Origin of the sequence: Streptomyces drozdowiczii (genome assembly GCF_026167665.1) — a bacterium.
GTDB classification, from domain to species: Bacteria; Actinomycetota; Actinomycetes; order Streptomycetales; family Streptomycetaceae; genus Streptomyces; species Streptomyces drozdowiczii_A.
Genome location: NZ_CP098740.1, coordinates 1,047,548 through 1,063,788, shown reverse-complemented (window position 1 = coordinate 1,063,788; position 16,241 = coordinate 1,047,548). Strand labels below are relative to the sequence as shown.

The following is a 16,241-nucleotide window of genomic DNA, read 5'->3' as shown; positions in this document are numbered from 1 at the left end:
GGAACGAGGAGGGGCGGCGCGCCACGGCGCCGTCCCTCCTCCTCGCGTGTCCCGTACGGTCAGAGCGCCGCCGTGCGCGCCTCCACCTCGTCCGCCAGGGCGGGCAGGCTCTCGGGGGACAGCGGGCTCTGCGGGAACTCGCAGATCACGTCGAGCGGCACCCCGGCGAGGAACCGCAGCATCGTGGGATCGGCGAGCGCGCTCGCGGACTCGTCCGTACGGGCCTTGGCGAACGCCTCCATCAGCAGCGGGCCGCCCACCGGGTGCTCGAACCACTCCGCGAGGGTGTTCCGGCCGGTCAGCCGCAGCCCCGAGGGGTCGCCCGCCACGTCGATCTCCGCCTGGGCGCGGAGGTCGCGCGAGGAGGCACCGGCCTCGAAGCGGTAGCGGCCGTCCTCCACCTTCCAGCCGCCCTCGCGCTCGCTGTAGTACGCCAGGTCGTGCCGCGCCACCCGCACGGCCACCTCGGCGCTCGCGCCGGGCTCCAGGAAGACCGAGGCGAAGCCCCGCAGTTCGCGCACCGGCCGCAGGACGCGTGAACCGTCCGGCCCTCCCACGTACAGCTGCACGATCTCCCGCCCGGCGACCATGCCGGTGTTGGTGACGGTCAGCGTGACGTCGAAGCCCTCCCCGTCCTCCCGCACCGCCAGGTCCTCGTAGCCGAACGTCGTGTACGACAGGCCGTGGCCGAACGGGAAGGCGACCTCGCGCCGCTGCGCGTCGTACCCCCGGTACCCGACGAAGATCCCCTCGCCGTAGCGGGCCCTGCCCTCCTCGCCGGGGAAGGAGAGGTGGCTCGGGGAGTCCTCGAGGCGCAGTGGGACCGTTTCCGTCAGCTTCCCGGACGGGTTGACCGCGCCGAACAGGACGCGGGCGAGCGCGCCGCCGCCCGCCTGGCCGAGCAGCCACCCCTCCACGAGCGCCGGCACCCGGTCCTGCCAGGGCGAGGTGCGGACGACCCCGCCGTTGGACAGCACCACGACCACGCGCGGGTTGACGTCCAGGACCCGCCGCAGCAGTTCGGTCTGGGCGGCGGGCAGCTCCAGGTGGTCGCGGTCGAAGCCCTCGGACTCGTCCTGCGCGGGCAGCCCGAGGAACAGCACCGCCGTGTCCGACGACTCCGCGACCCGCACCGCCTCGTCGGCCAGTCCGGCGTCCGACGGCCCGTCCTCCGCGCCCGGCAGCGTGTACCCGGCGGCGAACCGCACCTCCGCGCCCGCCGCCAGCTCGCGCAGGCAGTCCAGCGGGACGTCGAGCCGGGTGGGGGTGACCTGCGAGCTGCCCGCGCCCTGGAAGCGGGGCGTCCGGGCAAACTCGCCGATGACCGCCAGGCTGCCGCGCGCCGGGTCCAGCGGCAGCAGCGCGTCGTCGTTCTTCAGGAGCACCACGCACTGGTCGGCGGCGCGCCCGGCGATGCGGTGCGAGGTTTCCGCGTCGAACGGCGCGGGCGTCCCGGTCCCGCCGGTCGCGCGGTCCGCGAAGAGGGCGAGGCGTTCGACGGTCCGGTCGAGCACCGCCTCGTCCAGCGCGCCGGACTCCACGGCGGCGACCACCTCGCGGTCCGTGTGCCCGCCCGGACCCGGCATCTGGAGGTCCAGGCCGGCGCGGAGGGCGGCGACCCGGTCGCGTACCGCGCCCCAGTCGGAGACGACGATCCCGTCGAAGTCCCACTCGTCGCGCAGGATTTCGGTCAGCAGGCGGGTGTGCTGCGCCACGGGCACGCCGTTGACCCCGTTGTAGGAGGCCATGACGGACCAGGGGTTGTCGCGGCGGACGACGCGTTCGAAGGCGCGGAGGTAGATCTCGCGCAGCGGGCGCTCGTCGATGTCGGCGCTGACCCGCATCCGGTCGGTCTCCTGGTTGTTGGCCGCGTAGTGCTTGAGCGAGGCCCCGACCCCGGCCTGCTGGAGCCCGCGCACCATCGCGCCGCCCAGCTCCGACGAGACCAGCGGGTCCTCGGAGAAGTACTCGAAGTTCCGGCCGCACAGCGGTGACCGCTTGATGTTGATGCCGGGCCCCAGCACGACGTGGACGCCGTGCGCCACGGCCTCGGCGGCGATGGCGGCGGCGACCTCCTCGGCCAGTTCCGGATTCCAGCTGCTGCCGAGGGCGACGGCGGGCGGGAAGCAGGTGGCGGGCGCCGCGCTGTGCAGGTCGAGCTGGCCGCCGTCGCCGGTCTCGCGGGGCAGCCGCAGCCCGTGCGGGCCGTCGGACATCCGGACGACGGGCACCCCCGCCGCCTCGGACCCCTCACTGACGAAGTCCCCGGAACCGCTGGTCAGGGCCGCCTTCTCGGTGAGCGGGAGGGCGGTGGCGGGGGAGGGGCGGGGGGTGGATCGCTGAGTCATACGAGTACCTGTCGGGCTTCCGTGAAGGGGATGGGGCGCCGGCGCGAGGGGTGGGCCGCGACCGTCCGGCGGGCGAATCGGGGCAAGACGGCATGCGACCCAAAAACGTATGGTGATCGGTTTTCGGTGTCAAGGGTCCCCGCGTGCGGCGTACGGGACCCCCTCGATCGGCCGGATTTCATTTCGGACGCGGCTCTTGACGGCCAGAAACCGATCACCGTACGGTTTTCGAGCTCGGGCGGTCCGCTCCGATGAGCTTCCTGCTGCTGCCGTCCGTCCCGTCGGCTCCGCTCTCCCATGAATCGAGGAACGGTCATGTCGGTATCCGGTCGGTCGACCATCCCCGCGCGCCAGGAGGCGGGCCACCCGGCCCGCGCCCCGCGCCTCGCCCTCGCGGCGGCGGCAGCCGTCGCCCTGCTGGCGGCCGCCGCCTCCCCCGGCGTCGCCGCCCCGGCGTCCGGCGAGCCCGTCCGGTACGTGGCGCTCGGCGACTCGTACAGCTCCGGACTCGGCATCCCGCAGCAGACCGACACCGTCTGCGGGCGCTCCGACCGCAACTACCCGTCGCTCGTGGCGGCCGCGGTGGGCGCCGCGTCGTTCACCGACGTCACCTGCGCCGGGGCCGACACCACACACATGGCGGGACCTCAGGACACCGCCGCGCCCCAGCTCGACGCGCTGCGCCCCGACACGACCCTGGTCACCCTCGGCATCGGCGGCAACGACCTGGACCTCGCCGGGGTCATCACCCGGTGCGTCCTCGTCGGCTACCTCGCGCCGCACGGCTCGCCCTGCAAGAGCAGCTTCACCCTCTTCGGCACCGACGAGATCGGCTCCCGCATCAACGCCACCGCGCCGAAGCTCGACGCGGTGCTCGACGCGATCCACGCCCGCTCGCCGCAGGCCCGGGTCCTCGTCGTCGGCTACCCCTCGCTGCTCCCCGACGACGGCAGCGCCTGCCGCGCCACGATCCCGCTCGCCGAGGGCGACTTCGGCTGGGTCCGGGACAAGGAGAAGCAGCTCGACGCGATGATGGCGCAGCGGGCCGGGACGCGTGGCGCGGATTACGTCGACACCTACGGTCCGTCCGTCGGGCACGACGCCTGCCGGGCCGCGGGGGTGCGCTGGATCGAACCGGCCGACTCCGCCGAGGGCGCCGGCTTCCACCCGAACGCCGCCGGACACAGGAGCACGGCCGATGCCGTCCTCGCCGCCCTCGGCCACTGACGCCTCAGCCCCGCCCCTCCGCCGCGACACCGTGGCGGCGGAGGAAGGCGCGGACCTGATCCGCCATGTCGACCGCTTCCGGTTCCAGCAGCCACTGCGTCTGGAGCCCGTCCATCAGGGCCAGCAGCTGCTGAGCCGCGGCGGCCGGGTCCTCCCGGACGTCCGCCGCCGCGAACAGCTCCGCCAGCAGGCCGGTCACCTCGCGGCGCAGGATCTGGTAGCGCCGTACGAAGTAGAGGTGGGCCGGGTGGTCCGGATCGGACGCCTCCGCCGACAGCTTCGCGTACAGCGCGACCAGGCCCGGCGTCCGGGCGTTGCGGTCGACCACGCCGAGCAGCCGGCGCAGCCGCTCGGGGGCCTCCGGCTCAGGGTCGCCCGGGTCGAGCACGCCGGGGAAGAGGCGGCGCGCGTCCAGCTCGTCCCGGCGGCTCAGCACGTCCAGGAGCAGGGCCTCCTTGCCGGGGAAGTGGTGCAGCACCCCGGCGTGGGTGAGCCCGGCATGCGCGGCGATGTCCCGCAGCGAGACCGCGAGGAAACCGGAGCGGGCGAACAGCTCGGCCGCGGAGTCCAGGATGCGCGCGCGGGTGCGCTCACCCTTCGACAGCCGCCGGGGCGCCTCGGGCGCAAGGTCGGTCACTTCGGTCTCCTGCCGCGATCGGTCCTCGTCCAGCAGAACTTACCGGCTGGTTAATTCCACCGAGAAAAAAACCTACCAAGTGGTTAATTCCGTGTGTAGGCTCACCGGCAATCTTCGCCGGGGCGGTGCCCCCGGCTCTCCAGACGGAGCGAAAGACATGAGCAGAACTGCCCGAACCGCGACGGTCGCCGCCTGCGTCGCGGCCTCGCTCGCCCTCGCCGGATGCGCCGGCGACAACGGCGGCACCGCGGGCGCCGGATCGTCCACGCTGAACATCGCGACGATGACCCTCCCGCAGAGCCTGGACCCCGCCGTCGCCACCGGCAGCGCCCTGCCGTACTTCCAGGCGGTGTACGACACCCTCATCAAACGCGAACCCGACGGCACCTTCAGCCCGATGCTCGCCACGGAGTGGACGTACAACAAGGAGCACACCGCGCTCGCGCTGACCCTGCGCAAGGACGTGAAGTTCGCCGACGGCACCGCCTTCGACGGCGCGGCGGTCAAGGCGAACCTGGAGCGCTTCCAGAAGGGCGGCGGCGCCTCCGCGAAGTGGCTCAACGACCTGGAGGCCGTCGACGTCACCGACGCCGCCCACGTCACGCTGAAGCTCAAGCAGCCCAACCCGGCGATGGAGTTCTACCTCAGCGACGCGCCCGGACTGATGGCCAACCCCCAGCAGTTCGCGAAGGGCGACAGCCTCAAGACCACCCCGGACGGCACCGGCCCCTACCGCCTCGACAAGACGCGCACCACCGTCGGCACCAAGTGGTCCTACACCCGCAACGCCGACTACTGGGGCAAGGAACTCCCGTACAAGAACATCGACATCAGCTTCTTCGACAACGAGACCGCCATCACCAACGGCCTCAAGACCGGGCAGATCAACGCGGCGCTCCTCCAGACCGCCGACCAGCAGATCGCCATCGAGTCCGACCCGAAGGTGAAGACGGAGAAGCAGGAGTTCGACTTCCAGGGGCTGCTGCTCTTCGACCGCGACGGCAAGATCACCCCCGCCCTGCGCGACCCGCGCGTGCGCCAGGCGCTCAACTACGCCGTCGACCGCGACACCATGCTCGACCGCATCCGCCAGAACCGCGGCCGGACCACCTCGCAGGTCTTCGGCCCCGAGACCCAGGCGTACGACAAGAAGCTGGACGGCTACTACGCGCACGACCCCGCCAAGGCCAAGTCCCTGCTCCGGCAGGCCGGTTACGGAGGCGGCTTCACGTTGAAGCTGCCGCGCGTCACGGCGATCGTCAACGACGCGCTCGCCGCCTCGCTCCAGTCCGACTTCAAGGCCATCGGTGTGAAGCTCGTCTGGGACACGCTCGACGGCGCCTCGGCCATCCAGAAGGTGTTCAAGGACCGCCTCTACTCCGGCATGGTCATGAACATGGGCCAGTCCGCCTCGGACTGGGCGGCGGCCGACGAGCTGGTCACCCCGGGCGCCTTCAACATGTTCGGCACCACGGACAAGGTGACGCGGAAGCTGCTGCCCGTCCTCAAGGCCGGCAGCGAGGCCGAGGCGAAGTCGGCCGCCCGCGCACTCAACCAACACCTCGTCGAGGAAGCCTGGTTCGTCCCCTTCTACCGGATGAGCTACCTGCACGTCTCGGACGGCACCGTGAAGATCGCGCCGCAGTCCGGCATGGCCGTCCCCTCGATCTACAACTACGCGCCCGCCAAGTAGCGCCCCGCGCCGACGGATACCGAGTGTCATGCTGAACTTCATCGCCCGCAGGATCGCCTCCGGAGCCCTGCTCCTGGTCGTGATCTCCTTCCTCACCTATCTGCTGCTGTCCGTCCCGCACATCGACGTGGGCCGGCAACTGCTCGGCGAGAGCGCGTCCCAGAGCGCCATCGACGCCAAGAACGCGTCGCTGGGCCTGGACGACCCGGTGCTCCAGCAGTACGGGAGCTGGCTCGCCCACGCCGTCCGGGGCGACCTCGGCACCTCCTGGTTCACGAGTGAGGACGTGGGCCGGGCCGTCGGCAACCGCCTCCCCGTCACGGCCAGCCTGATGCTCGGCGTCACCGCCGTCACCACGGTCCTCGCCTTCCTGCTGGGCGTGTGGGCCGGGGTGCGGCGCGGCGCCGCCGACCGCTTCGTACAGGTGCTGGGCGTGGTCGGGTACGCCCTGCCGGGCTTCCTGCTCACCCTGGTCCTGGTGCTGGTCTTCGCGGTACGGCTCCGCTGGTTCCCGGCCATCGGCTACACCGGGTTCACCGACTCGCCCAGCGGCTGGCTCTCCACCATCACCCTGCCGGTGCTCTCCCTGTCCGTGGCCTCCGTCGCGGGCGTCTCGCAGCAGGTGCGCGGCGCCGTCATCGACGCCCTGCGGCAGGACTACGTACGCACCCTGCGCGCCCGCGGACTGCCCGCGTCCCGCATCGTGTTCAAGCACGTCCTGCGCAACGCGTCGGCGCCCGCGCTCTCCGTGCTCGGCATGCAGTTCGTCGGGCTGCTCGGCGGCGCCGTCCTCGTGGAGCAGATCTTCGGGCTCCCCGGCATCGGCTCCATGACCGTCACCTACACCACCCGCGGCGACATCCCCGTGATCATGGCGCTCGTCATGCTCACCGTCGTCGGCGTCGTCCTGATCAACCTCCTGGTCGACATCCTGATCGGCTGGCTCAACCCCAAGGCGAGGGTCGCATGAGTACCGGCCGCACCCTGCGCAGGGTCCTGCGCAACCCCCTCGGCGCGCTCTCCGCCGCCCTGCTCCTGATCGTCGTCGCGGCCGTGCTCCTCGCGCCCGTGATCGCCTCGCAGGACCCCGGCGCCTCCTCGCTGAGCCAGGCGTTCGCCGGGCCGAGCGGCGGGCACCCCCTCGGCATGGACTCGGCGGGGCGCGACATCCTCGCCCGGGTGCTGTACGGCGGACGCAACACGCTGGGCGGCGCGCTGCTCGCCCTCGCCATCGCGCTGGTGCTCGGGGTGCCGTCCGGGCTCTTCGCCGGATACCGGGGCGGCTGGTTCGACTCGGCCGCCACCTGGACGGTCAACCTCGTCATGGCCCTGCCCGCCATGGTCGTGCTGCTCGCCTCCCGCGCCATCCTCGGCCCGGACGTCCACGTCCTGATGATCGTGCTCGGCGTCCTGGTGGCGCCCAGCTTCTTCCGCCTGGTGCGCGGCATCGTCGCCAACGTCCGGAACGAGCTGTACGTGGACGCCGCGAAGGTCTCCGGACTCTCCGACGCGCGCATCGTCGCCCGGCACGTCCTGACCGTCGTGCGCGGCCCCATCATCATCCAGACCGCCCTGGTCGCCGGAATCGCGATCGCCCTCCAGGCCGGCCTCGAATTCCTCGGCGTCGGCAGCGGATCGTCCGCCACCTGGGGCGCCATGCTCAACGAGGCGTTCCAGAACATCCAGCGCGCGCCCCGGCTCATCCTCTGGCCCGGACTCGCCCTCGGCCTCACCAACTGCGCGCTCGTCCTGCTCGCCGGAGCCGTACGCGACGCCCTGGAGGAGCAGGCACCCCGTCCCGCCCGCCGCCGACGCACCGGGCCCGCCGAGGCCCCGGCCCCGGTCACCGAGTCCGCCGCCCCGCGCGCCGGACTGCTCTCCGTGCGCGGCCTCACCGTCGCCTACGCCCGGCCCGACGGCACCGACAAGGAGGTCGTGCACGGCATCGACCTCGATGTGCGCCCCGGCGAAATCGTGGGCCTGGTCGGCGAGTCCGGCTCCGGGAAGACCCAGACGGCCTTCTCCGTCCTCGGCCTGCTGCCCGAGGGCGGACGCGTCACGCGCGGCAGCATCACCGTCAACGGCCGGGAGACGGCGGGCCTCCGGGAACGCGACCACCGCGCGCTGCGCGGCCGCACCCTCGCGTACGTACCGCAGGAACCCATGAGCAATCTCGACCCCGCCTTCACCATCGGCAGCCAGCTCATGGAGCCCGTACGCCACCACCTCGGACTCGGCCGCAAGGAAGCGGCCGAGAAGGCACGGGAGTTGCTGCGCCTGGTCGAGATCCCCGACCCGGACCGCACCCTGCGCCTCTACCCGCACGAGATCTCCGGCGGCATGGCCCAGCGCGTCCTCATCGCCGGTGCCATGTCCTGCGACCCCGACCTCCTCATCGCCGACGAGCCCACCACCGCCCTCGACGTCCGCGTCCAGGCCGAAGTGCTCGCCCTGCTGCGCCGCCTGCGGGACGAACGCGGCCTCGGCGTCCTCCTGGTGACCCACAACCTCGGGGTCGTCGCCGACCTCTGCGACCGGGTGGCCGTGATGAACGGCGGGCGCATCGTGGAGACCGGCAGCACCGAACAGATCCTCGGAGCACCCCAGGACCCGTACACCCGGACCCTCCTGGACGCCGTCCTGGACGACGCACCCGCCCGCGCCCCCTGGCAGCCCCGAGAAGCAAGGACCGTCACCGCATGAAGACCCCCGACGCCGCCGCGCCCGACGCCGCCGCCGACGCGGACGCCCTGCTCACCGTGCGGGACCTGCGGGTCTCCTTCCCCGGCAAGGGGAGGCGCGCCCCGGAGACCGAGGTCCTCAAGGGCGTCGGGCTCTCCGTCAGGGCCGGGGAGACCCTGGGGCTGGTCGGCGAGTCCGGCTCCGGCAAGTCCACCATCGGGCGTGCCGTCCTCGGGCTCGTCCCGGTGCGCTCCGGCACGATCACCTTCGACGGCGAACGCATCGAGCACGCCACCGCCCGCCGCCGCAGGGCCCTCAGCCGCGACCTCCAGGTGATCTTCCAGGACCCGTACACCTCCCTGAACCCCTCGCGCACCATCGGGGACACCCTCGCCGAGCCGCTGATCGGGCAGGGCACGGGGGCACGGGAGGCCCGGGGGAGGGTCGCCGGGCTGCTGGAGCGGGTCCATCTGCCGTCCGACGCGGCGGACCGGCTGCCCCGGGAGTTCTCCGGAGGGCAGCGGCAGCGGGTCGCGATCGCCCGGGCGCTGGCCCTGCGCCCCCGGCTGGTCATCTGCGACGAGCCGGTGTCCGCACTGGACCTGACGACCCAGCGGACGGTGCTCGACCTGCTCCTGGAGATCCAGGAGGAGACGGGGGTCGCGTACCTCTTCGTCTCGCACGACTTGGCCGTCGTCCGCTTCATGAGCCACCGCGTGTCGGTCATCCACCGGGGCGAGATCGTGGAGACGGGCGACGCCGCCACGGTCACCTCCGAGCCGCGCCACGCCTACACGCGCACCCTGCTGCTCGCCTCGCCGGTGGCGGACGTGGCCGAGCAGCGCAGGCGGCGCGCGGCGGCCGAGGCCGGGGTCGGCCCGGGCTGACCTGCGGAGACACCAGCGGGAACGGGGCGCTCACCGGGCGCCCCGTTCGCGCGTCCGGGGGCCCTTCGGGTCGGTCCGCTATCGGCTACTCAGGGTACTTGTCCCACTTTTCAGAGTGTTACGCGGCATTTATCCCGTGCGTCATGGCATCTCTTAGGTCGATCGATTGATCAGTACGACAATCATCCCGGCTCGAAGGAGTTCAGCATGCGTATTTCCGCTTCCGTCCGTGCCCGCAGCGTTCGCGCGGGCACCGTCGCGGCCGCCGTGGTCGCGGCCGCCGCCGCCACGCTGGGCGGGGCGTCGGCCGCCTTCGCCGCCCCCGGCGACAGCGGTGACATCGACATCCGCCCCGGCGGCTGGGCAGCGCGTGGCGGCGACGGCAACGAGGTCTGCAAGTTCGTCCTCCAGGCCAGCAACTTCGGCGACATGCCGGCCGTGCCGTGGACCATCACCGCGCAGCCCCCGACCGTCCCCCCGGGGGACACCCTCGCCAGCACCCTCCCCCTGGTGAACGGCTCGGCGCGCAGCCAGGAGTACCTGCTCCCCGAGGGCACGTACCAGCTGGTGTGGATCGTTCCGGCCGGCCCGAAGAACAAGGCGTTCAAGGTCGACTGCACCAAGCCGGCCGGTCACAACGGCTCCGGCAACAACGCCGAGCGCGGCTCCGCCGAGTCGGGCTCCGAGTCGGGCTACGAGCAGCCGTCCGGCGGCGTCCCCGCCGGTGGCGGCGGCGTCCCGGACATGGAGGGCGTCAGCTCCGAGAGCGACTCGAACGTCGGGACCACCGCCGCGCTGGCGGCCGGCGCCGTCGGAGCCGCCGGGCTGATCATGGTCCGCCGAGCCGCACGCCGCCGTGCCCGCAACGAGGCATAACCCGCGCAGAAGACGCCGACGGGGCCCGAGCCGGGCGTGTCGTCTCACGATGACATTGAGCGTGACCTCCTCGCTGGTGGCCGGCATCGTCTGGGCGAGTTCCGACTCGCCCGACGATCCGGTCGCCGCCGCCCACGGCAACGACGCCGCGGGCGGCGGCGACCGGCCGGTCTCGCACGCTCCCCTCTCCCCGTCGCGGCCGGTGAAGGTCGCGGTGCCCGCGATCTTCATCGAGGCGCCGGTCACCGGCCTCGGACTCGACAGGAAGGGGCACCTCGGCGCCCCGCCCATGAGCAAGCCCCGGGAGGTGGGCTGGTACCGCGACGGGCCCTCGCCCGGCGAGAAGGGCACCTCGCTGATCGTCGGCCACCGCGACACGGAGACCGGACCGGCGATCTTCCTCAACCTCAACGCCCTGCACAAGGGCGACAAGGTCACCGTCACCCGGGCCGACAAGCAGAAAGCGGTCTTCACGGTCGACGCCGTGGAGACGTACACCAAGGACAAGTTCCCCGACGACAAGGTGTACGGCAGCACCGGCCGTGCGGAGCTGCGCCTCATGACGTGCGGCGGACGCTTCAACAAGAAGGACGGCTACGCGGCCAACGTCGTCGTCTTCGCCCACCTCACGTCATTGAAGAAGGTGTGACGCCCCCTCACCCCGCCTCTTCCGGCTCCCGTACGGCGAAGGCGTTCAGGGTCAGGGACAGGCTCGCGGTGAGGCGCCGCGCGTACGGGACGTGCAGCGACTCGTTCGGGCCGTGGGCGTTCGCCCCCGGGCCCAGCACTCCGCAGGCCAGGAACTGGGCCCCGGGGAACTGCCGGGACAGCTTCCCCATCAGCGGGATCGTGCCGCCCTGTCCGATCCGGGCGACGTCCGCCCCGTCGAAGCAGGCCCGGCTCGCCCCGGAGAGCGCGGCGCTCAGCCACGGCTCCTCGGCGGGCGCGTGCCAGCCGTCCGCGAGGACCCGGTCGGGGGTGAAGCGGACCGCCGCGCCGTACGGCGGGTCCGCCTCCAGGAGCCTGCCCAGCTCCGCGACGGCCGCCGCGGCGTCCACCGTCGGCGGCAGCCGCAGCGCCAGCTTCACCCGGGTGTGCGGGCGCAGCACGTTGCCGGCCGAGGCGACCGGGGGCAGCCCGTCCGCCCCGGTGACCTCCAGGCTGGGGCGCCACGCCCGGTTGAGCAGCAGCTCCCCGGGGTCGTCGGCCACCGCCGAGGTGTCCCCGTACCAGTCGAAGCGCTCCCGCACCCCGTCGCCGAGCAGGGCCGCCGCCTCGCGGGTCTGCTCCCGGCGCTCCGGGGGCACCTCGCCATGCAGGACGGCGGGGCGCAGCAGGCCCGTCGCCCCGTCCTCGACGCGGTCGAGCAGCTGCCGCAGCACCCGGAACGACGACGGCACCACGCCCCCGGCGTCCCCGGAGTGCGCGCCGTCGCCGAGGACCCGCACGTCGAGCGTGCCGCCGCAGGCCCCGCGCAACGACGTGACCAGCCACAGCCGTTCGTAGTCGCCCGCGCCGGAGTCCAGGCAGACCACCAGGCCCACCTCGCCGATCCGGTCCGCCAGTACCTCGAACCAGTGGTCCAGGTCCGGGCTGCCGGACTCCTCCCCGGCCTCGAACACCCCGACGCACCGGGGCCGGGCCGCGCCCTGCTCCGCCAGCGCCCGGATCGCGGTCACCGACGCGGGCAGCGCGTAACCGTCGTCGGCGCCGCCGCGCCCGTACAGCCGGGTGCCGTCGAAGGACGGCTCCCAGGCGGTGCGGCCCCCGGTCCAGCCCTCGCCCTCGGGCTGCTTGTCGAGGTGGCCGTAGAAGAGGACGGTCTCCTCGGACCGGGCGCCCGCGCCGGGGACCTCGAAGAAGACCAGGGGCGTACGGCCGGGGGCGCGCAGAACTTCGGTGCGCAGGCCCGGCAGCGGCACCCCGCGCAGCCAGGCCGCCGCCGCGTCGACGGCCCGGTCCAGGTGGCCCCGGGCCTCCCACTCGGGGTCGTACGCGGGGCTGACCGCCGGGACGCGGATGTGGTCCCGGACCAGCGGAAGGATCTCGGCCTCCCACCGCGCGTCGCAGAACTCCCGTACCGGGCCCGGATCGGCGAGGAACGGCTCAGACATGGGCGAACGCCTTCTCGGCGGGCGCGAACTCGATGCCGAGCAGCGCCTCGACGGGGGCGTACACCTCGGGCATGTACATCGTCGGGGACAGCAGCAGGTTCTCCGCCGGGGCGACCAGGACCTCGATCCGCTGCCCGACCGCGACATCGGCGGAGGCGAGCGGCTGCCCCGCCTCGTCGAACGTCGTGATCAGGTCCGGGAACGCGGCGCGGCGGCCGTCCGCCAGGTCCAGCGCCATGTACTCGTTGACGAAGTGCAGCGTGGTGCCCTGGGCGTCGTCGAGCACGGCGACGCCCACGTCCAGGCCCTCGCGCTGCTCGCAGCGGTACGCGCGTACGGTCCCCGCCGCGGCGATCTCGCCGCCCAGCCGCGCGGCCGCGCCGGCCGGTCCCTCGGCCAGGAAGCGGTGCCCCAGCTCGATCGCGAAGCCGATGGCGCCCGGGGCGCCGTTGCGGACGGCGTAGCCGACCTCGACCGGGTTGCGGGCGACGCCCACCCAGCCGCCCGCCTCCACGGACGCGCGGCGGACCACGTTCGACGTCGCGTCCAGGCGGCCGGAGACGGCCCCCTCGACATAGGCGTGCGGCTTGCCGCCCGCGTAACCCTGGCTGGACCGGTAGCCGTCGCGGCGGTGCAGGCCCATCGCGCCCATCTGGCTGGAGGGGTGGGCGCGGCCGTTGCACGCCAGGTCGATGACGGGCAGGCCGGTGAGCGCGGAGTGGAACCAGCCGTTGATCGTGGTCTCGGCGCCGTTCTCGTTGGTGTGCAGCGCGACGAGGTCGCCCGGCAGCTCGCGGCGCAGCAGCTCCAGCGCGCGCACCAGGTGCGTCGGCAGCACCTGCGGGTCGGGCGCCGCGGGGGCGCCGACCAGGGCCACCGTCGCGGTCAGGTCGCCGTCCGCGAACTCGTCGGCGCTCCACAGCTCGGGCGTGCCGACCTGGAGGGCCAGCTCGGCGGTGCGCAGCCCCCGCTCCACGAAGCCGCCGCCGCCTCCGCCGAGTACGGCACCGCCGTACACGGCCGCGCGGATGTCGTCATGGGTCAGCTGTCGCTTCACGGGGTTCTCCCAGGGTGGTGCTGTACGGGTGTGCGAGAGGGGTTCCGGGTTACTTGGCGGCCTTGAACACGCCGTTGCCGAAGGAGTAGAGGGCGTCGCCGGCGATCGCACCGCCGGCGAAGACCTCCAGGTCGCCCTTGACGTCCCGGCCGAGCAGGCGCGGGGCGAGGACGCGGGCGGCGATGCCGGCGGCGACCATCCAGCCGGCCATCGGGGTCGTGATGAGCAGCCCGGTCGCGAGCAGGATCCCGAGCTGCCGCTTCGACCCGCCGACGAGCTGCACGATCGCCCCGGGGACCGCCCACAGCGCGAGGTGCTTCGCGGTCTCGACGGACGGGCCCGCCTTGATCGCGGCGACGTACGCGGCGTCGATCGGGGCGGTCTGCCCGTTGTCGAAGAACATCCGGTACGAGACGAGGACGACGGCGATCGCGACGCCGAAGCCGATCATCGCGGCGATCAGCTGCTGGCGGCGGCCCTCCAGCTCGAACGCCGGGTCCGCGTTCTCGCCGCGCAGCAGGTAGCCGGTCTTCAGGTCGTACCCCATGTCCGCGAAGGCGGGGCCGGTCGCGGCCGTGAAGCCGGAGAGCACGACCAGCGCCTCGGGCGGGAAGCCGATGAGGATGCCGAGCAGCAGGGTGATCAGGGCGATCGCGAAGGCCGGGAACCAGCCGGAGTGCATGGACGCGATGCCGACCAGCAGCTCGTGCAGGAACGCCGCGACGGACGCGTACACCAGGAAGCCGATCAGCATGCCCGGGCTCATGTGCGTGGCCGCGCCGGTCCCGAAGGCCAGCAGGACCGAGATCGCGAGGTAGGCGCCGAGGCCGAGACGCATCGAGCGCCCCAGCCGCCGCGCGCCCTCCCCCGCGCCCTCCGGGGCACCGGCCGCCGAGCGGGCCTGCGCCGCGTTCGCCCGCCGGGCGCCGAGGATGGTCCGGGCGACCTGGACGAGGGCGACGAGACCGGCGCCGATCATCATCCCGTGCGGCAGGTACATCGCGTTCAGGTCGAGCCCGAACAGCGGGTCCGCGTACTGCGTGAACAGCAGGCCCACACCGAACGCGGCCATCGCGCCGAAGCCGCCGATCAGGGCCACGCCGAACGCCGACATCGGCAGCGAGAACACCGCGCCCACCAGCCCGGTCACCAGCCCGAGCCCGAGCACCTTGGCGCGTCGGCCGCCCTCGTCGCCGGCCCGGATCGCCTCGGCGGCGGCGAGCCCGAGGGGCCACGGGTTCTTCGCGGGGAAAGCCGGGGTGTCGTACATCCGGTACAGCAGCCAGGCGTCGACCAGCATCGCGACCGAGACGCCGACCAGCATCGGGACGATCATGTCGTCCATCCCGAACAGGAACGGGATGCCGATCGGCAGGAACAGGCTGTTCGCGGCGCCGAAGGTGGCCGACGAGATGCTCGTCTGCGCCAGGTTCTGGGCGTGGACCGAGCGGAAGCCGCGGAAGGCGACGAGCGGCACACGGGCCAGCGTCATCGCGGCCAGCGCGCCGATCAGCGAGGTGCTGGGCGTGACGCCGAGGGTGGCGAGCAGCTGCACACCGACGACCGCGCCGAACACGCTGAGCACCACGGTCAGGATCAGGTTGCCGGGCGCGAGGGCGCGCGGATGGCGTCCTCCGGCGGGTGCGGTGGCCGGGGCGTCGGTGACGGCCCGGTGCGTCGCGTCGGTGCTCATGGATCTCCGGTGTTTCCGTGCGGGGCGGCGTGTCCGCCGCTCCAGGAGTTCCAAAATATGGAACCATGTGTGAATATCTGGATATGCTGGATCATCTCCGCGGCGCGCCCGCCCGTCAAGGGGGTGGGCGGCGGTCTCGGTATGTGGGCGCCCCTTACGATCGGACGCACGGGCCCGGGGTCCGGGGGAGGCAGGAGAACGGTGAGCACACTCGCCAACGCGCGGGACGTCCTGCGGCTGCTGGCGCGCCTTCAGCGCGACCTGACCGTGACGGACGTGGCGGGCGCCCTCGACCTGCCGAAGAGCTCCGTGTCACGGACGCTGAGCATGATGGCCGAATACGGCTTCCTGGACCGCGACCCGGTGAGCCGCGCCTACCGGCCCGGCGAACTCGTCATGGAAGCCTCGTACCACTTCCGCGCCTCCCGCTCCACGGCCTCCCTCCTGGAGGAGGAGCTGGCCAAGCTGGTGGCCGACATCGGCTACACCGGTTACGTGGACGTGCTCGACGGCGCCGAATCGCTGGTGCTGCACATGCGGATCGGCACCGTCGGCGCCCTCCAGGCGTACACCCCGGCCGGCACCCGCGCCCCCGCCTACGCCAGCTCCATGGGGCGCGCCCTGCTGGCCCGCCTGGACGACGCGCAGGTGCTGCGGCTGGTCGACGCCCGCCTCGAACAGGCCACCGGATCGGCTCCCCGCACCCCCGGTGAGCTGGTCTCCTCGCTGGCCCGGGTGCGCGCGGACGGCTGGGAGTCCTCACGCGGCGAGTTCGTGCCGAACGTCGCGGGCATCTCCGCCGCCGTCGTGGACGGCGAGACGGGGCAGGTCTTCGGCATAGGTATCGCCCTGCCCGCCCCGGAGCTGCGCCACGAGAACGAGGCCCGCTTCGGACGCGCGGTGCGGGACGCCGCACGACGCGTCGGGAAGCGGATCGGCGACCCGTACTGGCTGCGGTACGTGGCCGAGTAGGCCGCCAGGCCGAGCCGGACACCCGCCCCCTTCGCGCGCCCCTTGCTTCGACGGT

The 16,241-nt window shown here is 73.0% G+C and carries 13 protein-coding genes; 8 read left to right on the top strand and 5 right to left on the bottom strand.

Translation table 11 applies throughout. The annotated features are described in order from the left end of the window. Positions 1 to 59 precede the first annotated feature (59 nt). Positions 60 to 2,348 (bottom strand): glycoside hydrolase family 3 C-terminal domain-containing protein, encoded by a 2,289-nt coding sequence (locus NEH16_RS04745; RefSeq protein ID WP_265539485.1) that lies wholly within the window; start codon positions 2,346 to 2,348, stop codon positions 60 to 62. 315 nt (positions 2,349 to 2,663) lie between these two features. On the opposite strand from NEH16_RS04745, the gene NEH16_RS04740 reads away from it, so the two are divergent. Then, entirely contained in the window at positions 2,664 to 3,575 is a 912-nt protein-coding gene (locus NEH16_RS04740; protein ID WP_265539483.1) for an SGNH/GDSL hydrolase family protein, read from the top strand. Positions 3,576 to 3,579: 4 nt separating this feature from the next. Here the strand turns inward: NEH16_RS04740 and NEH16_RS04735 are convergent, their stop codons facing one another. Beyond that, entirely contained in the window at positions 3,580 to 4,212 is a 633-nt protein-coding gene (locus NEH16_RS04735; RefSeq protein WP_265539481.1) for a TetR/AcrR family transcriptional regulator, read from the bottom strand. Between the two features lie 157 nt (positions 4,213 to 4,369). On the opposite strand from NEH16_RS04735, the gene NEH16_RS04730 reads away from it, so the two are divergent. The 6 genes from NEH16_RS04730 (at position 4,370) to NEH16_RS04705 (ending at position 10,999) form a co-directional block, all read left to right on the top strand. After that, on the top strand, positions 4,370 to 5,905 hold the full coding sequence (locus NEH16_RS04730) for an ABC transporter substrate-binding protein (RefSeq protein ID WP_265539479.1): 1,536 nt from the start codon (positions 4,370 to 4,372) through the stop codon (positions 5,903 to 5,905). A 28-nt stretch (positions 5,906 to 5,933) separates the two neighbouring features. Beyond that, the gene (locus tag NEH16_RS04725) at positions 5,934 to 6,875 is read left to right on the top strand and encodes an ABC transporter permease (RefSeq protein WP_265539477.1); all 942 of its coding nucleotides are present in this window, start codon (positions 5,934 to 5,936) and stop codon (positions 6,873 to 6,875) included. Continuing rightward, positions 6,872 to 8,608, top strand: a complete 1,737-nt coding sequence (locus tag NEH16_RS04720) for a dipeptide/oligopeptide/nickel ABC transporter permease/ATP-binding protein (protein ID WP_265539475.1) — start codon at positions 6,872 to 6,874, stop codon at positions 8,606 to 8,608. Before NEH16_RS04725 ends, NEH16_RS04720 begins: the two co-directional genes overlap by 4 nt. Next, complete coding sequence (locus tag NEH16_RS04715; protein WP_265539472.1) at positions 8,605 to 9,474, top strand: ABC transporter ATP-binding protein; 870 nt, start codon at positions 8,605 to 8,607, stop codon at positions 9,472 to 9,474. Before NEH16_RS04720 ends, NEH16_RS04715 begins: the two co-directional genes overlap by 4 nt. A gap of 207 nt (positions 9,475 to 9,681) precedes the next feature. Continuing rightward, positions 9,682 to 10,350, top strand: a complete 669-nt coding sequence (locus tag NEH16_RS04710; protein ID WP_073965941.1) for a hypothetical protein — start codon at positions 9,682 to 9,684, stop codon at positions 10,348 to 10,350. A 49-nt stretch (positions 10,351 to 10,399) separates the two neighbouring features. Further along, positions 10,400 to 10,999, top strand: a complete 600-nt coding sequence (locus NEH16_RS04705; protein WP_265539469.1) for a class F sortase — start codon at positions 10,400 to 10,402, stop codon at positions 10,997 to 10,999. 7 nt (positions 11,000 to 11,006) lie between these two features. Here NEH16_RS04705 and NEH16_RS04700 read toward each other — a convergent pair whose 3' ends face one another. Genes NEH16_RS04700 through NEH16_RS04690 form a run of 3 tightly spaced genes read right to left on the bottom strand, consistent with a single transcriptional unit; the run spans position 11,007 to position 15,214 of the window. Continuing rightward, positions 11,007 to 12,464 carry a M20/M25/M40 family metallo-hydrolase gene (locus NEH16_RS04700; protein WP_265539467.1) on the bottom strand — a complete coding sequence of 486 codons (1,458 nt, stop codon included), beginning with the start codon at positions 12,462 to 12,464 and terminating at the stop codon, positions 11,007 to 11,009. Next, positions 12,457 to 13,521, bottom strand: coding sequence for a DUF917 family protein (locus NEH16_RS04695; RefSeq protein ID WP_265539465.1), 1,065 nt, complete (start codon positions 13,519 to 13,521; stop codon positions 12,457 to 12,459). The genes NEH16_RS04700 and NEH16_RS04695 overlap by 8 nt, the downstream gene beginning before the upstream one ends. Before the next feature lie 49 nt (positions 13,522 to 13,570). Beyond that, entirely contained in the window at positions 13,571 to 15,214 is a 1,644-nt protein-coding gene (locus NEH16_RS04690; RefSeq protein WP_265539463.1) for an OPT/YSL family transporter, read from the bottom strand. Between the two features lie 201 nt (positions 15,215 to 15,415). Between NEH16_RS04690 and NEH16_RS04685 the strand changes: the two genes are divergently transcribed. Beyond that, the gene (locus NEH16_RS04685; protein WP_265539461.1) at positions 15,416 to 16,186 is read left to right on the top strand and encodes an IclR family transcriptional regulator; all 771 of its coding nucleotides are present in this window, start codon (positions 15,416 to 15,418) and stop codon (positions 16,184 to 16,186) included. The last annotated feature ends 55 nt before the right edge of the window (positions 16,187 to 16,241 follow it).